We start from the raw sequence: 16,536 nt of genomic DNA, 5'->3' as shown, positions 1-16,536 counted from the left end.
GACGGCGTCACACGGTGATGGTCTTGTACTCGGTGTAGGTGCCGAGGCCCACCGCGCCGTACTCACGGCCGACGCCACTGGCCTTGAAGCCGCCGAACGGGCCGTCGAAGCCGACGGCGGCGCCGTTGACCGTGACGGTACCGGTGCGGACCCGGCGGGCGACCGCCAAGGCGTGCTCCTCGTCGCAGGACCAGACGCCACCGGAGAGGCCGTACTCGGAGTCGTTGGCGATGCGGACGGCGTCGTCCTCGTCGTCGTACGCGATGACGACCAGGACCGGGCCGAAGATCTCCTCCTGCGCGATGCGCATGGAGTTGTCGACGTCGGCGAAGACGGTGGGCGTGACGTAGTTGCCCTGCTCCAGGCCCGCCGGGATCTGCGGGCCTCCGGTGACCAGGCGGGCGCCCTCCTGGATGCCGAGCTCGATGTAGTCGCGTACGCGCTGCTGCTGGTCGGGGCGGATCATCGGGCCGATGAACGTGTCGGGGTCGTTCGGGTCGCCGACCCGCAGCGACTCGACCAGTTCCTTCAGCGCGGTCACGACTTCCTCGTACCGGCCGCGCGGAGCCAGGATCCGGGTCTGGGCGATGCACGACTCGCCGTTGTTGAGCAGCGAGCCGAACTTCAGGCCCGCCACGGCCTTCTCGATGTCGGCGTCGGGGAGGATGATCGCGGCGGACTTGCCGCCCAGTTCCAGGCTGACGCGCTTGAGCTGCTCGCCCGCGATCGAGGCGATGCGGCGCCCGGCCCGGGTCGAGCCGGTGAAGGCGATCTTGTCGATCTCCTGGTGCGACACCAGGTACTCACTGGTCTCCCGGTCCGCGGGCAGCACGCTGACCACCCCCTCCGGCAGCCCCACCCGCTCCACCAACTCGGCCAGGAAGCCCATGCTCAGCGAGTTCTCCGGGGACACCTTGAGGACCACGGAGTTGCCCGCGAGCAGGGCGGGGATGAGCTTCGAAGTGGCCGAGGAGAACGGCGAGTTCCACGGGATGACGGCGGCCACGACGCCGACCGCCTCGCGGCGCACCACGCTGCGCACCGGGGATGCCGGGTCGGAGGGGGCGAGCGTCTCCTCCCAGCCGAACTCCTCCGCCGCCTTCAGGTGGGCGTTCGCCTGCCGGGTCAGGCCGGGCTGTCCGGCGCGGGTGAACCACCGGGCCGAGCCGTTCTCCAGCGAGATGAGGTGCGCGATCTTCTCCGCGTGCTCCTCGCGCAGCGCGTTGAACTTCCGTATGTACGCGATCCGTTCGCCCGGCGGGGTCAGGCGCCACGCGCCCGCCTCGAAGGACGTCCGTGCCGCGGAGACCGCTCGGTCGATGTCGGCCGGCCGCGCCTGGGCGGCGCGGCCGACCACCGACCGGTCGTGCGGCGAGGCGATGTCGAGCAGCTCCGGGTTGCTCGGCTCGACCCAGGAGCCCCCGACGAAAAGCCGACCGTAGGTGATCATGCGCTCTCTCCCTCTTCAGTCTCTTCAGTGATGTCTGCTCGTCCCACCATGCCGCCTATCTGCCACATCAATGTAGCAGTTATGTCGATTAGTGGCGCACATTAAGAGCGTGTACGACAGCTTGCCGCCTCAGCCACCACAAAAACGCGCCACTTTGGCAGCCATGCTTCACACACCCGTGGCGTTAGCCGCGCCGGACTCCCCGTCCCCTGGTTAGACTCGGGGCCGTGAGAGCCGACGCAGCGCGCAACCTGGAAGCCGTCCTGACCACCGGGGCCCGCATGCTCGCCGCCGACCCCGGCGCCAGCATCGCGAGCATCGCCACCGAGGCGGGCGTGGACCGGCGCACCGTCTACCGGCGCTTCGCCTCCCGCGAGGAACTCCTCGCCGCCATCTACGACGCCCGCCTCACCGCGGTCGAGCAGGCCATCGAGGACGCCCGGCTGCGCGAAGCCCCCGTCGCCGTAGCCCTGCACCGCTACGTCGAGAACGTGATCGCGGTCAACCGCATCTGGCCCGTCGACCTCACCCGCATGCTCACCGACGACGCCATCCGCGAGCGCAGGGACGCGTCCGTCCGCGAGGTCGACGCCTTCCTGCGGCGAGCCACGGACGAGGGCCTCCTCCGCCGCGACAAGCCCGAGGGCTGGGCCAGCGCGCTCCTGCCCCAGCTCATGCACCTGGTGTTGCGGCACATGCCCGAGCTGAGCCCCGGTCAGGCGGCTGACGTCGTCGTCGACACCCTGCTCCACGGTCTCGGAGCGTCCTGACCGGCAGGAACGTTTTCGGCCATAGCAAGTGACGAAGCCGCTGGGGCCATCTGGTCCGCTGCGCCAAGATGGGCTCCACGAGGGGCACGGCACGGGCACGTGCACCGCTCGGGGCGGGTGCGGCGAAGGAGGATGTGGGGGAACGATGGAGTCGATCGACGGGACGATGGTCGGCCGCGAGCACGAGCAGGAGGTCCTCTCCGGCTTCGTGACGGCCGCCGGGGGCCGGGCTCTCGTCCTGCGGGGCGACACGGGTGTGGGCAAGAGCGCCCTGCTCGACCACGTCACCCACCTCGCGTCGGCCCAGGGGCACAGGGTGGTGAGGGCGGCCGGGGTGGAGGCCGAGTCGGAGCTGCCGTTCGCCGGCCTGCACCAGTTCCTGTACCCGCTGCTCCCCTCCATCGACCGGCTCCACGACCGTCACCGCCGGGTCTTCGACGTCGTCTTCGGCAGGAACGAGGGGCCGCCGCCCTCGGTCATGACGCTCGGCATCGCCGTCCTCGACCTGCTCTCCCTCGCGGCGGCGCAGACACCTCTGCTGCTGGCGCTCGACGACGGCCAGTGGTTCGACACGTCGAGCACCGAGGTGTGCGGGTTCGTGGGGCGACGGCTCACCGGCAGCCCGGTCAGGCTCGTCATCGGCCTGCGCTCCGACGTGCCCTCGGGCTTCGACACGGCAGCGCTGCCCCAACTGCCCGTCGCCACGCTGTCGGAGCAGGCGTCCGAGCACCTCCTCGACCTGCGCCACCCCGGCCTGGATCCCCGCCTCCGCCGCCTGGTCCTCGACGAGGCCCAGGGCAACCCGCTGGCGCTCCTCGAGCTGCCGCCCCACGTACTGCGCAGCGGCCGGGCGGCGGGCAACCGCGACGAGCTGCTCGGGTACACCGGTACTCCCCTGCCTCTGCGCCTCCAGCACGTGTACGGCGCCCGCATCGAAGCACTCGACGCGACCGTACGCGCGGAACTGCTGCGCGGCGCCCTGGACGGCGTCGGAGCGGGCACGGCGACCGGGCACACCCGCGGCACGCGCTACCGCATGCGGGACGCCGACGAGGCGGCGGCATGCGGCCTGTTGGACACGAATCCGCTCAACGACGACTTCGTCTTCCGGCACCCTCTGGTGCGGTCGACGGTCGTCCAGATGGCGACCCCCAACCAACGGCGTGCCGCCCACGCGGCCCTCGCGCACGTGCACCGGCAGGACGTGGAACGACGCGCCGTGCACCTGGCGGCTTCGACCGTCGACCCCGACGAACAGGTCGCGGCAGCCCTGGAGGAGGCCGCCGACTCCGCCACCCTGCGGGGCGGCTCGCTGGCCGCCATGTCCTGGCTGACCCGAGCGGCGGAGCTGAGCGAGAGCCGCGAGGAACGGTCCCGGAGGCTGGGCAACGCGGCCTTCGTCGCCGGTCAGGCCGGTTTGCTGGACCGGGCGAAGGAGCTGGTCGGCCACGACGCCGCAGCAGGTCCTGGCGACTCCCCGGCCTCCGTGCTCGCGTCGGCCTACGCCGCGCTGTACGAGGACGGGGACGTGCGGTCCTCCCAGCGCCGCGTCCGAGCGGCGATCGAGAACATCCGGGACAGCGGCGCGCGGGAACCGAACGAGGTGCTCACACGCCTGGTCAAACTGCTCCTTGCCATCAACCAGTACGCGAGCGACGAGACCTCGTGGGAGCGGACACACGAGCTGCTCGCCTCCCTGGGCGACCTGGTGTCCCCGAACTCCCGTATCTACGAGGACGCTTGGGGCGACGTGGTGCGTCGCGGCGCGGGTGTGCGCGAGCGCGTGGAGCACGCCTTCGCCGACCTCCGCACGCTCGAACCGTGGGAGGTCACCCGCCTCGGCGTCGCCGCGTACCACCTGGACGTCCTCAGCCCGTACCGGCCGCACCTCCAGCGCACCGCCGACCGCGAGCTGGACACCGGCGCCGTCGCGTCGGCCATGACCATGCTGCACCTGATCATGCTCGACCAGATGGCGGCCGGCGAGTGGGACGAGGCCGAGCGGACCGGGCGGCGCGGCCTCGACCTGACGATGTCTCACGACAACGCGCTGTTCGTCCACCACACACGTGCGTATCTCGGCCTGCTCGCCGCGATGCGCGGCCGCACCGACCACGCACGGGAGCTCCAAGCCACCGTCGACGCCTGGGCCCGCCCCCGCGGCATCGGCTTCCTGACCCAGATCGCCGACGCCATCGGCACCGCCGCCGCCCTCACCGAGGGCGACTACGAAGCCGCGTACCTCCACGCCATCGGCATCACGCTCCCGGGCACGTTCACTCCCTACGCCCACCAAGCCCCCCGCACCCTCCTCGACCTCGTCGAAGCGGCCCTCCACACCGGCCGCGGCGAACAGGCCCGGCGCCACGCCCTCGCCGCGCTCCGGGCCGACCTCCCCTCCCTCTCCCCGCGCCTCGCCCTCGTCACCTACGGCGCGCTCGCCATGACCGCCACCGACGCCACCGACGCCGACGCCATGTACCACCGCGCCGAGACGCACCCCATGGCCGCCGGCTTCCCCTTCGAACTCGCGCGCGTCCGCCTCGCCCACGGCATCCGTCTCCGCCACGCCCAGGGGCGCAAGGCCGCGCGCCACACCCTCACCCTCGCCGCCGAAGCCTTCGAGCGCCTCGGCGCACTCCCCTGGGCCGAGCGGGCCCGGTCCGAGCTCCGTGTCACCGGTGCGGCCGCTCCCACCACGACGGCGGACCTCGCCGCGCTGACGTGGCAGGAACGCCGGATCGCGGACCTCGCCGCCAGCGGACTGACCAACAAGGAGATCGGCGCGCGCATGCACCTGTCGCCGCGCACCGTCAGCTCCCACCTCTACCGGGTCTTCCCCAAGCTCGGCATCACCTCCCGTGCGGCGCTGCGGGACGCCCTGGGCAAGCTGCCCGACGACCGGAACACCTGACCGCGGCAGGTGTGAGCTCAGCTCTCCGCGGGGCGGGCGCGCACACCGCGTTCGTTCAGCCAGCGGAGCACGTAGTCGGCGACGAAGCGCCAGCCGCTGTCGATGACGAGCGAATGGGCCCGGTCCGCGAACTGCTTCAGGTCGGTCACCGCCGTGGTGTCGCCGTACTGCTTGTACGCGGCGCGCGTCGCCGAGTCCGGTACGAGCCTGTCCTCCTGCCCCGAGACCAACAGGAGCGGGCCGCGGCGGGCGTTGCGGACGTCCGCCACGGCACGCGCGCTGCGGCCCGCACCCCCGTACCCGAGGTCGGTGAGCAGGCGGAGGGAGGTCGGCACCCCGTAGCGTTCGTGCAGCCGCCGGGCCTCCTCCCCCGCGACCGTGTTCGCGAACACCTGGTGGAACTGCTCCAGCGACAGGGACATCACCTGCTCGGCGGGACCGCTCCGGGCGGGGCACGTCAGCCGGGCGGGCGGCGCGGGCAAAGGAACGTCGTTGATCGGCGCGGGGGAGATGGCCACCGCGGCCCGGCCGACATCGGCGGTGATGAGGTGCTGGGCGATGAGCCCGCCCACCGAGTGTCCGACGATCACCGGCGCGGTGTCGAAGGACCGCACGATCGCGGCGTAGTGGTCGGTGAGCACGTCCAGACCGACGCGGCCGAGCGCGTCCGGCGACTCGCGCACGCCCCGGGCGGCAGCGGCCTCCCCGGGCCAGCCGGGCGCGCAGGCGAGGAATCCCCGGCTCGCGAAGTGGTCCGCCCACGACTCCCAGGACAACGCGTGCAGCCACGCGCCATGGATGAACACGACGGGAGTACGTTTCACGGCTGGCTCCTCCGAGCATGACGACCATCCGGCACCGGCGCGGCGGTGACTGTGTTCAGGATGGTTCAGACACGTGTCAGGGACGACAGTCGAATGACTTAATGTTGGCGACCCGCCGCGCGAGCACCCGTCACGGCACGTCGATCCCGACGGTCAACTTACGTATGTGGGGAGCCCCGCCGAGGGCGAGAGTGGATCGAGTCAACTTCCGCCGCAGGGAAGGATCCACGCGTCATGAGCGGCTATCAACCGGGTGTCCAGGTCGGCCGAACGGCACGGCACGGCCGGCTCCAGCTGGCCTTGGACATCGAGCGCGTCCTTGACGTCTCCACCCGCCAGCCGATCAGGGCCGAGTTCACCTTCGCCCCGGAAGCGCCCTCGATCGTGTGCGCGGAGTTCGGCATCGAGGGCGGCCCACGTGTCCTGTGGCGCATCGAGCGGGATGTGCTCTGTCAGGGGCTGCACGCGAGGAGCGGCACGGGCGACGTCCAGGTCTGGCCGTCGCCCGTGGCGAATCGGGCGACCGCGTGGCTCCAGCTGGCCTCCGGTGACATGGCGGCGCTGTTCGCACTGCCGGTGGCGCCTCTTGCGGAGTGGCTGGAGCACACCTACGAGCTCGTTCCCGCGGGCCGGGCGCATCCGGTGCGGGGGATGCGCCCGGGCGGGCTCTAGTAGGTGGTCACGAGGGGCTTCGTCTCGTCGACGACGTAGGTGGAGAGCATCATCGTCTCCACCTTGCCGACGTTGCGGGCGTTGTGGATGGCGCCGTGCGGGATGAAGAACGGGTCCCCCGTGCGCAGGCGCAGGGGCGGCCTGTCGTCGAACTCCATCAGGACGTCACCGCGGATGATGTAGCCGACCTCGATGCCGGGGTGGCTGTGCCGTCCCGACTCCTTGTGCCGCGGTATCCGTACGAGTGTCTGCACGGCCTCCCACCCCTTGGCGGGCGAGGGGTGTTCCTGGAGGAGGGTGCGTGTGACGCCCCCGGTCGGATCGGGGTCCCCGGTGGGGTGTGCGGACGGACCCTGGGCGGGCTCCGCGGCCGCGGCGGTGGTCGACAGGGCGGCCGCGCCGAGCGCACCGGCCGCGGCGGCGCCGGTGGTGCGCAGAAGAAGGCGTCGATCGATCATCGTGTCTCTCGATTCTTGGCAGGAGAACTCGTGGAAGGGAGAACTCGTAGACGGGAAAGGTCGTAGACGGGCGGAGGACGGTCGAAACCGCGCTGTTCAGGAGTGGTAGTCGCGCAGGAACAAGGAGGGCGCGGGGTCGGTCCGGGAGGCGTTGACGCCGTCACCCCGGGTGTAGTCGTTGCCCTCGTTGTCGGCCCAGTCCTGGATGGGGCCGCCCCCGGTCTTCAGGTGCTGGAAGGCGCTCTCGTCCCCGGCGGCGGAACCGAACTGGTACACCCTGGAGGTGTCGGCGTAGGGCAGGTAGGGCGCGTAGGGGCCTCCTGACGTCGTCTGTTTGGTCAGGGTGTTGTGGAAGAAGACGTTCTGCGGGCCGCTGGATCCGGACCAGCCGATGCCCTTGCTCCCGGCGGCCCAGTAGATCGGCCACCAGGTGCCCTTGTCCCCTCCGCCGCCTTCACCGCCGCAGTTGGTCTCGCACGCTCCGGAGGAGTGGTTGTAGGGCACGCGCACGGTGTTGTTCTCGAACAGGTTGCGGCGTTCCCAGCCGCCGTGCAGGTTCAGGTCGGAGTCGAAGTCGTTGCCGATGGCGACGTTGCCGGAGGACGACCACTGGAACGTGAAGTGCCGCAGGTTGCGGGTGGTGTTGAAGGCGTACAGGGAGTCCCAGACGCGGGAGCCGCGCAGATAGCCGTTGCCGCCCTTGCCCTTGTTCCAGGCGCCGTCGAAGACGTTGCGCTCGACCTGGATGTTCCTGGCCACCTCGGTGACCACCGGGTGGGAGCCGACCATGTCCCCGCGGACGCCGCGCACCCAGGAGTCGGCGGCCCACTTGAAGACGATGCCGTGCATGGCGTACTCGGGTGCCATGTTGCCGTAGTTGTGGACGGCCTGGGCCGGGCTGAGCTGGTAGGTGCCGCCCTGGAGCTTGGGCAGGCCGTTCATGTCCTGGGTGAAGGAGAAGTCCTCGAAGCCCACGTCGGTGATCATCTTCAGCGCGGTGACCTTGCTGGCGTAGGGCTTGCCGCCCACTCCCAGCGGCGGGGAGCCGTCGGACGTGGAGTCGACCGGGACGTCGAACTCCAGCGGCTTGTCGATCGTGACGGTGTGCTTGCCCGCGTCCACGGAGGAGATGGTGAACACCTGCTGGCGCATGTGCAGGTTCTCCAAGCGGCCGTCGTCCGCCGCGGCCCCCGCGACCTCCTGCGCCTGGTAGAACTTCAGGCTGTTCGCCGCGCCCACCCACAGGTCGCCGCCCGGCTTGAAGCCGTCCATCTTCGCCTTCGTGTTGAGCTGGATGACCCGGTCGCCCTTGCGTGCCGCGTAGTTGGCGTCGCTCGGGGAACCGGCCACGGCGACACCCGACTCCCAGTGCTGGTTGACCGAGCCCTCGAAGAGGTCACGCCGGTTCTCCGGGATCTTGGAGGGGTAGCCGCAGATCCTCAGGTACTTCTCGGCGACCTCCCGGGTCTGGACGCGGAAGAGGCCGCGTCCCGGCCAGATCCAGCCGCCCGAGCCGACGTTGTTGCCCGTCGTGAACTCGCACTTGTGGACCATCGCGCCCTGGTTCCACCGCTCGCCCTTCTCGGTCAGGACGTCGTAGCGGGTGTTCTCGTCGGGGCGGAAGACGATCCGTGAGCCGTTCGCCGGGTCCGACCCCTGGCCCCGGATCACCAGGTAGGAGGCGTCCACGGAGAGCTGCTTGCTGACGTTGAGCACGCCCTTGGGCAGCTCGATCACCGACAGCTTGTGGGGACCCGCGCCGGGCGTGCACGCGTCACGGATCCGGTCGATGGCGTCCTGCAGCCCGGCGGTGTCGTCCTTCCCGTCGTCGGCCTGCACCTTGAACCGCTGCTCGAGGGCGGACGGCGTGATGTGGCAGGCGGGGTCGGAGGTGCGGAAGGCGGCGCCGGGCAGCACCTCACCGCCCCGGTATCCGGCCCGGCTCCAGTCCGGAAGGCCGGCCACGGGGCCGCGCCGGTTGCCCTTGCTCAGCACCGTGCCGGTGTCGACCGACCCGTCGACGTCTCCGGGCCGGCCGGCCGGTTTGCCCGCGCAGGACGAGAACACCGGGGAGTCACCGAGCTTCGCCGCGATCTTCGTCAGGCAGGCGGACAGGGCCTGCTGGCCGTAGTGGTTGGGGTGGATGGCCTCCTGCTGGTTGCCCTGGGCCTGCCACGGCAGGTCCTTGAGGCCGTCGACCACGTACGGCACCCAGCGCACCCACTCGGCGTGCTCGGCGCCCAGCGGGGAGGACAGCTTGTGGTCCTTGTTCGCCTGCCGCGTCGTCCTGCTGCACAGCTCGTGCCCGGCGAACGCGTCCTGGAGGTCCAGGAAGGACACCCCGGCCTCGTTCGCCGCGCCCCGGAGCATGGCGCTGATCCGGGGCACCACCGAGGTGTGCGCCCAGTCGCTGTCCGCGTCCAGGAAGGGGCAGCCGCCGCTCAGGTACCGGCTGTAGTTGGCCGGCGGGACGGGCGCGTTCTCCGGGTCGCGGTAGTCGCGCCCCAGGGGCAGCGGATTGGGGTAGGACTGGAGCACGATCTGGTACGTGCCGTCCTCCTGGCCCGCCTCGCGCAGCGTCCCGCGGATCGCCTCGACCGACTTCACGACCTTGTCCCGCACCGGTCCGAGGCCTTCGGAGAACTCCTTCTCCTTGGCGCCGCGGCAGCCCTTGTTGAACAGGGACGGGTAGAAGTACGCCTTGACGCAGTCCTGGAGGACGTCGGCGAACTTCAGGTCGTTGCCGCCGATCGACAGGACGACGAGGCGTACGTCGTGGTCCTGGGCGATGTCCCGCAGGTCGTCGACCTGGGGCCGCTGGCCCTTGAAGCCGGTCGTCGTGACGTTGTCCGTCGTCGCGCCGGAGCAGGCGATGTTGAACCGCCGCTCCGCCGGTACGCCTTCGAAGTCGACGCCCTTGATCTCGGCGGAGTCGGAGCGGTCGCACGCGCTGCCGCCCTTGTCGTACGACGTGTCGCCGTAGACCTTCTTCAGGTCGTGGTCGCAGGCGCTCTCCTCGCCGTTGCAGTTCACCGCGGCCCGGTCGGTGCCCCACACGGAGCCGGCCGCGGAGGCCGCGGCGTTGCCGGCCCATCGGCCGCCCTCGCCGGAGATGTAGCTGTCGCCCATGGAGACCACCGCGGACGGCGGACCGCAGGTGTCCTGGGCGGCACGCGCGGCGCGCTGCGCCTTGGGCTTGGGGTTGTAGACGGTCTCGTACAGGAATTTCCACGAGGTCGGGCAGTCCGGGCCGCCCCCCGGGGCGAACCTCACGGGATAGTGGTCCGATTCGCCCTTCTGCCCGCTCCGTGTCACAACGAGGTTCTCCAGCTCGTCACTGGCGATCATGTAGTCGAGCGCGTAGTGGGACTGCTGCGTCTCGACGGCCTTGCCGTCCTTCGCCGCGTAGAACGTGTGGGGGAAGGTGCCGCGGCTGGTCTCCGCAAGGCTGTTGAAGTCGCCCAGGGCCCGCCACCGCTTGCCGGCCATCTGCCGCGTGATCGTGTCGATCAGGGCGGAGGTGTGCGGGTTGGGCTTGTCGTTGGTACGGATCGACGCGGCGTGGATGTTGAAGTACCAGGTGCCGCCGACCTCCACGCCGAACGCGGGGCGCGATCTGATCCACTTGTTCTTCGCGTCCTCGGCCGGGAAGATCTTGACGCGGGACTTGAGGTCGTCGAGCTCCTTGGGCACCTGGCGCAGCCAGATCGCCATGGACTTCTGGTTGTTGCGGTCCCTGGCCGGCTTTCCGGCGTCCCCCTCGTCCTTCTCCTCCTGGTCGTCGGGGTCGGTACCGGGAGTGCCACCGGGAGCGGTCGCGCCGGGGTCGGGGCCCCAGGCGGCCTTGTCCTTGATCTTCAGGTAGAGCAGGACTCCGTCCGGCTGCCGCCGGCCCTGGCCGCCCCACTTCTTCGCGTACAGCCGGTACTTCAGGCCGGGATATCCCCCGGGGGTCTTCGTAGTGTCGTCGTCGTTGTCGGCGATCACCTTCGCGTCCTTGATGAAGTTCTGGTCAGGGGGCGTCGTGGCCTCCTGCAGAGCCACGACGTCGGCGTTGGGGACCAGCTTCGTCCTGACGTCGAACCACGAGGTGCCGCCCTGCATGTTGAACGTGACGGCCGACTCGTTGACGGCCTCCAGTGCCTGCGCCGACGCGGGCGCGAGTAACGTGACGAGCGAGGCGAGCATCGCCACGCACAGGGCTTGCGCCACCGCGCCCGCCCGCCAGGGGCTCGGTCTGTGCCGGGACCTGCGATCCGGCATACGTATGGACAACTGTCCGTCTCTCTCTTCCTGTTCGGTCGGTCGAGCTCACACGTGTGAGCTCGGTGCGCAGTCACCGTACGGCACATGTCGCCGCCCGCACACACATGTATTCCAAACATTTGCCTGCGCCGTCGATATTCGGACCGGGCGCGGCTCGACACCTGCTACGCTGCGAGGGACCGATCGTTTGATCAAGGAGTCGCAGACGTGGTGGGTGAAGACGACATCTCCGGATGAGATCCGGATGTGACCGGCCGTCGGTCGGCGCTGCATGAGCGCTGCTGCCGTGGCCTTCTTCGTCGTACCCCCTTTCCCCACCCTGCCCAGGGCAGAGCTCTGTCCGCCCTCGACTCTCTTGAGGTCACCTCCATGTCCGACGCCGCCGTCGTCTGCTCGAACGTCTCCTTCGCCTGGCCCGACGACACTCCGGTCTTCACCGATCTGTCCTTCACCGTGACCACCGGCCGCACGGGCCTGGTCGCGCCCAACGGCTCCGGCAAGAGCACCCTGCTCAAGCTGATCGCCGGTGAACTCAAGCCCGCCACCGGCTCGTTGACGGTCCCCGGCACGCTCGGCTACCTCCCGCAGAGCCTCCCCCTGGCCAGCGGCCTCACGGTCGCCGAAGTGCTCGGCGTCGCCGAGGTGATCCGCGCCCTCGACGCCGTCGAGTCCGGCGACGTGAGCGAGGAGCACTTCACCACCATCGGCGACGACTGGGACATCGAGGAGCGCACCCGCGCCCAGCTCGACCGCCTCGGCCTGGCCGACCTCACCCTGGACCGGGGACTGAGCACCCTCAGCGGCGGCCAGGTCGTCTCCCTGGGCCTCGCCGCCCAGTTGCTGAAGCGCCCCGACGTGCTGCTGCTCGACGAGCCGACCAACAACCTCGACCTGCGGGCCCGCCACAAGCTCTACGACGTCCTCGCGGACTTCACCGGCTGTCTGCTCCTGGTCAGCCACGACCGCGCGCTGCTCGACCGCATGGAGCGCGTCGCCGAGCTCGGCCGCGACGAACTGCGCTTCTACGGCGGCAACTTCACCGCGTACGAGGAGGCCGTGCGCGCCGAGCGGGAGGTCGCCGAGAAGAACGTCCGCAACGCCGAGCAGGAGCTGAAGCGCGAGAAGCGCGAGATGCAGCAGGCCCGCGAACGCGCCGAACGCCGGCAGAGCAACGCCGCCCGCAACCTCAAGAACGCCGGTCTGCCGCGCATCTTCGCGGGCAACATGAAGCGCGGCGCCCAGGAGTCCGCGGGCCGGTCGGGTCAGCTGCACGCGGCCCGGGTCAGCGAGGCCAAGGCCCGCCTCGACGAGGCCGGACGCGCACTGCGCGACGAACAGCGCATCACCCTCGAACTGCCCGACACGCAGGTGCCCGCCGGGCGCAACCTCTTCCTCGGCGAAGGGATGCAGGTCCACCACGGCGACCGGGCCGTGTTCGCCGACGGCGGCGTCGACCTGACCGTCCGCGGCCCCGAGCGCATCGCGCTGACCGGGCCCAACGGCGCGGGCAAGACCACGCTGCTGCGCCTGGTCACCGGCGAACTCGCCCCGGACAGCGGGGAGATCAAGCGCAACGACGGCCGGATCGCGTACCTCTCGCAGCGCCTTGACCTGCTGGACCTGGACCGCACCGTGGCGGAGAACTTCGCCGCGTTCGCCCCGGAGCGACCCGAGGCGGAGCGGATGAACCTGCTCGCCCGCTTCCTCTTCCGGGGTCCGCGGGCCCATCTGCCCGTCGGGGTGCTCTCCGGCGGCGAGCGGCTGCGCGCGACGCTGGCCTGCGTGCTGTGCGCCGAACCGGCCCCGCAGCTGCTCCTGCTCGACGAGCCGACCAACAACCTCGACCTGGTCAGCGCGGCCCAGCTGGAGGGCGCGCTCAACTCCTACCAGGGCGCCTTCATGGTGATCAGCCACGACGAGCGGTTCCTCGCCGAGATCGGGGTGAACCGCTGGCTGCGGCTGGCCGACGGAGCACTCAAGGAGACCGGGGCGCCCGCGGTGTGAGCCGTCGACGTGTGCAGTGGCCCGCGCCGAGGCGGTGCGCCCCGCGGGCCGACCACCCACCACGTCGGACGGAACCCCTGTGCCCCGAACAGCCCCTGCCTCCAAGGCCGCTCTGCTCGCCCATGACCTCGTCCGCGACCTCGGGGGCCGACGCGTCCTCGACGGCGTCTCCCTGACCGCGTCCCCCGGCCACCGCATCGGTCTGATCGGGGAGAACGGCGTCGGCAAGTCCACCCTGCTCAGGCTCCTCGCCGGTGCGGACGAGCCGGACGCCGGGAGCGTGTCGCGCCCCGCCGACCTCGGTCTTCTGCACCAAGAGATGCCCTTCGACGCGCAATCGACCATCGCTGCGGTGCTCGACGACGCGCTGCGCGAGGCCCGCGCCGACCTCACGGAGCTCGAACGGCTCAGCGAGGAGCTCGCCCTCGTCCCCGAAGACGCCCCCGGCCACCAGGAACTCCTCGACGCCTACGGCAGGCACCTCGAACAGGCCCAGGACCGCGAGTCCTGGGACGCCGACCGCCGCGCGGCCCTGGTCCTCGACGGCCTCGGCCTGGGCGCGCTCGGGCACGACCGCACGCTCGGCTCACTGTCCGGCGGGCAGCGCGGTCGCCTCGCCCTGGCCGCGCTGCTCGTCCGGCGGCCGTCGGCGCTGCTCCTCGACGAGCCGACCAACCACCTCGACGACGGCGCCGCCGCCTTCCTGGAACAGCAGGTCCGCGACCTGCCCGGAACCGTGGTGGCCGCCAGCCACGACCGGGCCTTCCTCGACGCCGTCTGCACCGACCTGATCGACCTCGACCCCGCGGTGGCAGGACCGGTCCGCTACGGCGGCAACTACAGCGCCTACGTGAGCGAGAAGCGCGCCGAGCGGGCGCGCTGGGAACGCCGGTACGCCGAGGAGCAGGCGGAGTTGGCGCAGCTACGGCACGCGGCGAGCGTGACCGCGCACCTGGTCGCGCCGGACCGGGGACCGCGCGACAACGAGAAGATGGGCTACGGCCACCGGGCGGGCCGGGTGCAGAACCAGATCTCCCGCCGGGTCCGCAATGCCGCACGGCGCCTTGAGGAACTGACGCGCGCCCAGATCGCCGAGCCGCCGCGCCCGCTGCGGTTCGCGGCCGAGGCACTGGCCGCGGGAGCGGAGGAAGACGCGCCGGTCACGGGTGCGGAGGACGGCTCACTGGCTACGGGCACGGCGGCGGGCGCGCTGGCCACGGGAGCGGAGGACGGCTCACTGGCTACGAGCACGGCGGCGGGCGCGCTGCCCCTGGTCTCGCTGCGGGACGTACGAGTGCCGGGGCGCCTCGCCCTCGCCGCTCTGGACGTGTCGGCCACCGACCGCCTGCTGGTCACCGGCGGCAACGGGGCGGGCAAGTCGACGCTGCTCGCCGTGCTCGCCGGACATCTCGCCGCCGAGGGCATGGTGCGCAGACGGCACCGTCTGACGGTGGGGCTGCTCACCCAGGACACCGTGTTCGACCGGCCCGACCGCACGGTCCGTGACACCTACGAGCTGTCGCTGGGGCCCGCGCGGGCCGAGCGGACACCGCTGAGCTCGCTCGGCCTGATGCACGCGGGAGACCTGGACACACCCGTGGGCCGACTCTCCGTCGGGCAGCGCCGACGGCTCGCGCTGGCCCTCCTGGCGGCCCACCCGCCCCAACTGCTGCTGCTCGACGAGCCCACCAACCATCTCTCCCCGCGCCTGTGCGACGAACTGGAGGAGGCCCTGGGCAGCGGTCCGGGCGCGATCGTCCTCGCGAGCCATGACCGCTGGCTGCGCCGACGGTGGCGGGGACGCGAGCTCCGGCTGGGGTGACGATTCTTGTGCCCCCTGACAGTCACCTGTCAGGATGGTGATGTGAACCTCGACCACGTCTTCGTCTGCGGGCATCCGGCGCTCGACTTCGCGGCCACGCTCCGTGCGCGCCGCTCGACCCGGTTCGAGATGTTCGTGACGCCGGAGCGGCTGAACGCCTGGTATCTGGAGTCCGGGATCGTGGACACGATCACCCCCGGCGACGAGGACGACGTCCGGGCGGCGACGACCGTCCGCGAGGCCCTCTACCGGCTACTCACCAACCGCCGCCTCGGCGAGGAGTTCGACCGCGAGGCGCTCGCCGTCCTCAACGGCGCCGCACGCCGGACTCCCGTGACGCCTCAGCTCTCCGTCACCGGGCGGCACAATGAGGCGACCCCCGGTCAGGCCCTGGCGACCGTCGCCCGGCTGGCCGTCGAACTGCTCAGCGGCCCGGACGTCCCGCTCCTGAAGGAGTGCGGCAACCCGGAGTGCACGCGCGTCTACGTCGACCGCTCCCGCGGCATGCGGCGCCAGTGGTGCGGCATGGAGTCCTGCGGCAACAAGATCAAGGCTGCGGCCTACCGCGCGCGGAAGAGGACCGCGCCCATCACACACACGTCGTCGCTGTGAGGCCATCCCACGACATGTCGTGACGTTTCACATGTGCCCCGTCCGTGCCGGGGCACATGTGCGTTTATGGTGATGAGTAAACATGTTCGACGGGCCGTCCGGCGTCGACACCCTCCTGCACGTGGCCCTCGGCGTGGGTACCATGCGCAGCATCATCCATATCGAGGGAGTGAACGGTTGTGAGCAGCCAATCAGCCGCCAAGCTCCGGTCGCGGTACGTGGAACAGGTCGCGTCGGAACTGGAGGAGAACCGCAGGCGTCAGGAGGAGCTTGCGCAGCAGATGGAGCTGCTGAAGCAGGAGGAAACCCTCCTGACGGACATACTCACCCTCGCCGAGCGGTACGAAGGTTTCGCGGACGCCTCGCGCCTGCCGGAGCAGGCACAGGACACTGCCGCGGTCACGAAGACGAATCGCCGAAGCGGCACCGCTGCGACGGCGCGGGCTTCGGTGCCGAGCGGGACGGCTCCTACAGAGGCCGCACCGAAGCGCGGCGCCAAGGGCAAATCAAGCCAACCTCTCCTCGGGGACCTGCTGTTGACCCTGCTCAACGGCCATGACGAGCCGCGTCTGGCGAAGGAACTCCGGGACGAGCTCATCGAGAAGCACCCGAGTCGCAATCCGACACCTCAGGTGGTGCGGAACACCCTTGAGTCCCTGGTCGCCAAGGGCCGCATCGAGCGCCACAAGCAGCAGCGGTCAGTCATGTACACCGTCGTGGACTCGCCCGACGCCGACTGAGGCT

General features: G+C 70.8%; 11 protein-coding genes. 7 read left to right on the top strand and 4 right to left on the bottom strand.

Features of this window, described 5'->3' with window-relative positions:
• Window positions 1-7: 7 nt before the first annotated feature.
• Complete coding sequence (locus ACFWZ5_RS06940) at window positions 8-1,450, bottom strand: aldehyde dehydrogenase (protein ID WP_384785041.1); 1,443 nt, start codon at window positions 1,448-1,450, stop codon at window positions 8-10.
• A gap of 281 nt (window positions 1,451-1,731) precedes the next feature.
• Here ACFWZ5_RS06940 and ACFWZ5_RS06935 point away from each other — a divergent pair, with 281 nt between their 5' ends.
• Both ACFWZ5_RS06935 and ACFWZ5_RS06930 read left to right on the top strand, forming a co-directional pair.
• Complete coding sequence (locus ACFWZ5_RS06935) at window positions 1,732-2,220, top strand: TetR/AcrR family transcriptional regulator (protein WP_384785437.1); 489 nt, start codon at window positions 1,732-1,734, stop codon at window positions 2,218-2,220.
• 145 nt (window positions 2,221-2,365) lie between these two features.
• Entirely contained in the window at window positions 2,366-5,134 is a 2,769-nt protein-coding gene (locus tag ACFWZ5_RS06930) for an AAA family ATPase (RefSeq protein ID WP_384785044.1), read from the top strand.
• A gap of 17 nt (window positions 5,135-5,151) precedes the next feature.
• On the opposite strand, the gene ACFWZ5_RS06925 is transcribed toward ACFWZ5_RS06930, so the two are convergent.
• Window positions 5,152-5,958, bottom strand: coding sequence for an alpha/beta hydrolase (locus tag ACFWZ5_RS06925; protein ID WP_384785047.1), 807 nt, complete (start codon window positions 5,956-5,958; stop codon window positions 5,152-5,154).
• 234 nt (window positions 5,959-6,192) lie between these two features.
• Here ACFWZ5_RS06925 and ACFWZ5_RS06920 point away from each other — a divergent pair, with 234 nt between their 5' ends.
• Window positions 6,193-6,630 carry an SsgA family sporulation/cell division regulator gene (locus tag ACFWZ5_RS06920; protein WP_384785050.1) on the top strand — a complete coding sequence of 146 codons (438 nt, stop codon included), beginning with the start codon at window positions 6,193-6,195 and terminating at the stop codon, window positions 6,628-6,630.
• Here the strand turns inward: ACFWZ5_RS06920 and ACFWZ5_RS06915 are convergent.
• Together ACFWZ5_RS06915 and ACFWZ5_RS06910 are read right to left on the bottom strand one after the other, a co-directional pair.
• Window positions 6,627-7,088 (bottom strand): cupin domain-containing protein, encoded by a 462-nt coding sequence (locus tag ACFWZ5_RS06915; RefSeq protein WP_384785053.1) that lies wholly within the window; start codon window positions 7,086-7,088, stop codon window positions 6,627-6,629. The genes ACFWZ5_RS06920 and ACFWZ5_RS06915 overlap by 4 nt on opposite strands.
• 96 nt (window positions 7,089-7,184) lie before the next feature.
• The gene (locus tag ACFWZ5_RS06910) at window positions 7,185-11,300 is read right to left on the bottom strand and encodes a GDSL-type esterase/lipase family protein (RefSeq protein ID WP_384785056.1); all 4,116 of its coding nucleotides are present in this window, start codon (window positions 11,298-11,300) and stop codon (window positions 7,185-7,187) included.
• A gap of 423 nt (window positions 11,301-11,723) precedes the next feature.
• On the opposite strand from ACFWZ5_RS06910, the gene abc-f reads away from it, so the two are divergent.
• The 4 genes from abc-f (at window position 11,724) to ACFWZ5_RS06890 (ending at window position 16,532) form a co-directional block, all read left to right on the top strand.
• The gene (gene abc-f, locus ACFWZ5_RS06905) at window positions 11,724-13,358 is read left to right on the top strand and encodes a ribosomal protection-like ABC-F family protein (RefSeq protein ID WP_384785059.1); all 1,635 of its coding nucleotides are present in this window, start codon (window positions 11,724-11,726) and stop codon (window positions 13,356-13,358) included.
• A 79-nt stretch (window positions 13,359-13,437) separates the two neighbouring features.
• Window positions 13,438-15,180 carry an ABC-F family ATP-binding cassette domain-containing protein gene (locus ACFWZ5_RS06900; protein WP_384785062.1) on the top strand — a complete coding sequence of 581 codons (1,743 nt, stop codon included), beginning with the start codon at window positions 13,438-13,440 and terminating at the stop codon, window positions 15,178-15,180.
• A gap of 42 nt (window positions 15,181-15,222) precedes the next feature.
• Window positions 15,223-15,792 (top strand): CGNR zinc finger domain-containing protein, encoded by a 570-nt coding sequence (locus ACFWZ5_RS06895; RefSeq protein ID WP_384785065.1) that lies wholly within the window; start codon window positions 15,223-15,225, stop codon window positions 15,790-15,792.
• Between the two features lie 179 nt (window positions 15,793-15,971).
• Window positions 15,972-16,532, top strand: a complete 561-nt coding sequence (locus tag ACFWZ5_RS06890) for a hypothetical protein (protein ID WP_384785068.1) — start codon at window positions 15,972-15,974, stop codon at window positions 16,530-16,532.
• Window positions 16,533-16,536: the final 4 nt, after the last annotated feature.

Origin of the sequence: Streptomyces sp. NPDC059003 (assembly GCF_042740445.1) — a bacterium.
Classification (GTDB): domain Bacteria; phylum Actinomycetota; class Actinomycetes; order Streptomycetales; family Streptomycetaceae; genus Streptomyces.
Note: the sequence above shows the minus strand (reverse complement) of the source record. Positions and strands in the feature narration are given on the sequence as shown.

Excerpts from the sequence above, each read along its gene's own strand:
- ACFWZ5_RS06940 (WP_384785041.1), bottom strand. The coding sequence starts at position 1,450 with ATGATCACCTACGGTCGGCTTTTCGTCGGGGGCTCCTGGGTCGAGCCG.
- ACFWZ5_RS06935 (WP_384785437.1), top strand. The coding sequence starts at position 1,732 with ATGCTCGCCGCCGACCCCGGCGCCAGCATCGCGAGCATCGCCACCGAG.
- ACFWZ5_RS06930 (WP_384785044.1), top strand. The coding sequence starts at position 2,366 with ATGGAGTCGATCGACGGGACGATGGTCGGCCGCGAGCACGAGCAGGAG.
- ACFWZ5_RS06920 (WP_384785050.1), top strand. The coding sequence starts at position 6,193 with ATGAGCGGCTATCAACCGGGTGTCCAGGTCGGCCGAACGGCACGGCAC.
- ACFWZ5_RS06915 (WP_384785053.1), bottom strand. The coding sequence starts at position 7,088 with ATGATCGATCGACGCCTTCTTCTGCGCACCACCGGCGCCGCCGCGGCC.
- abc-f (WP_384785059.1), top strand. The coding sequence starts at position 11,724 with ATGTCCGACGCCGCCGTCGTCTGCTCGAACGTCTCCTTCGCCTGGCCC.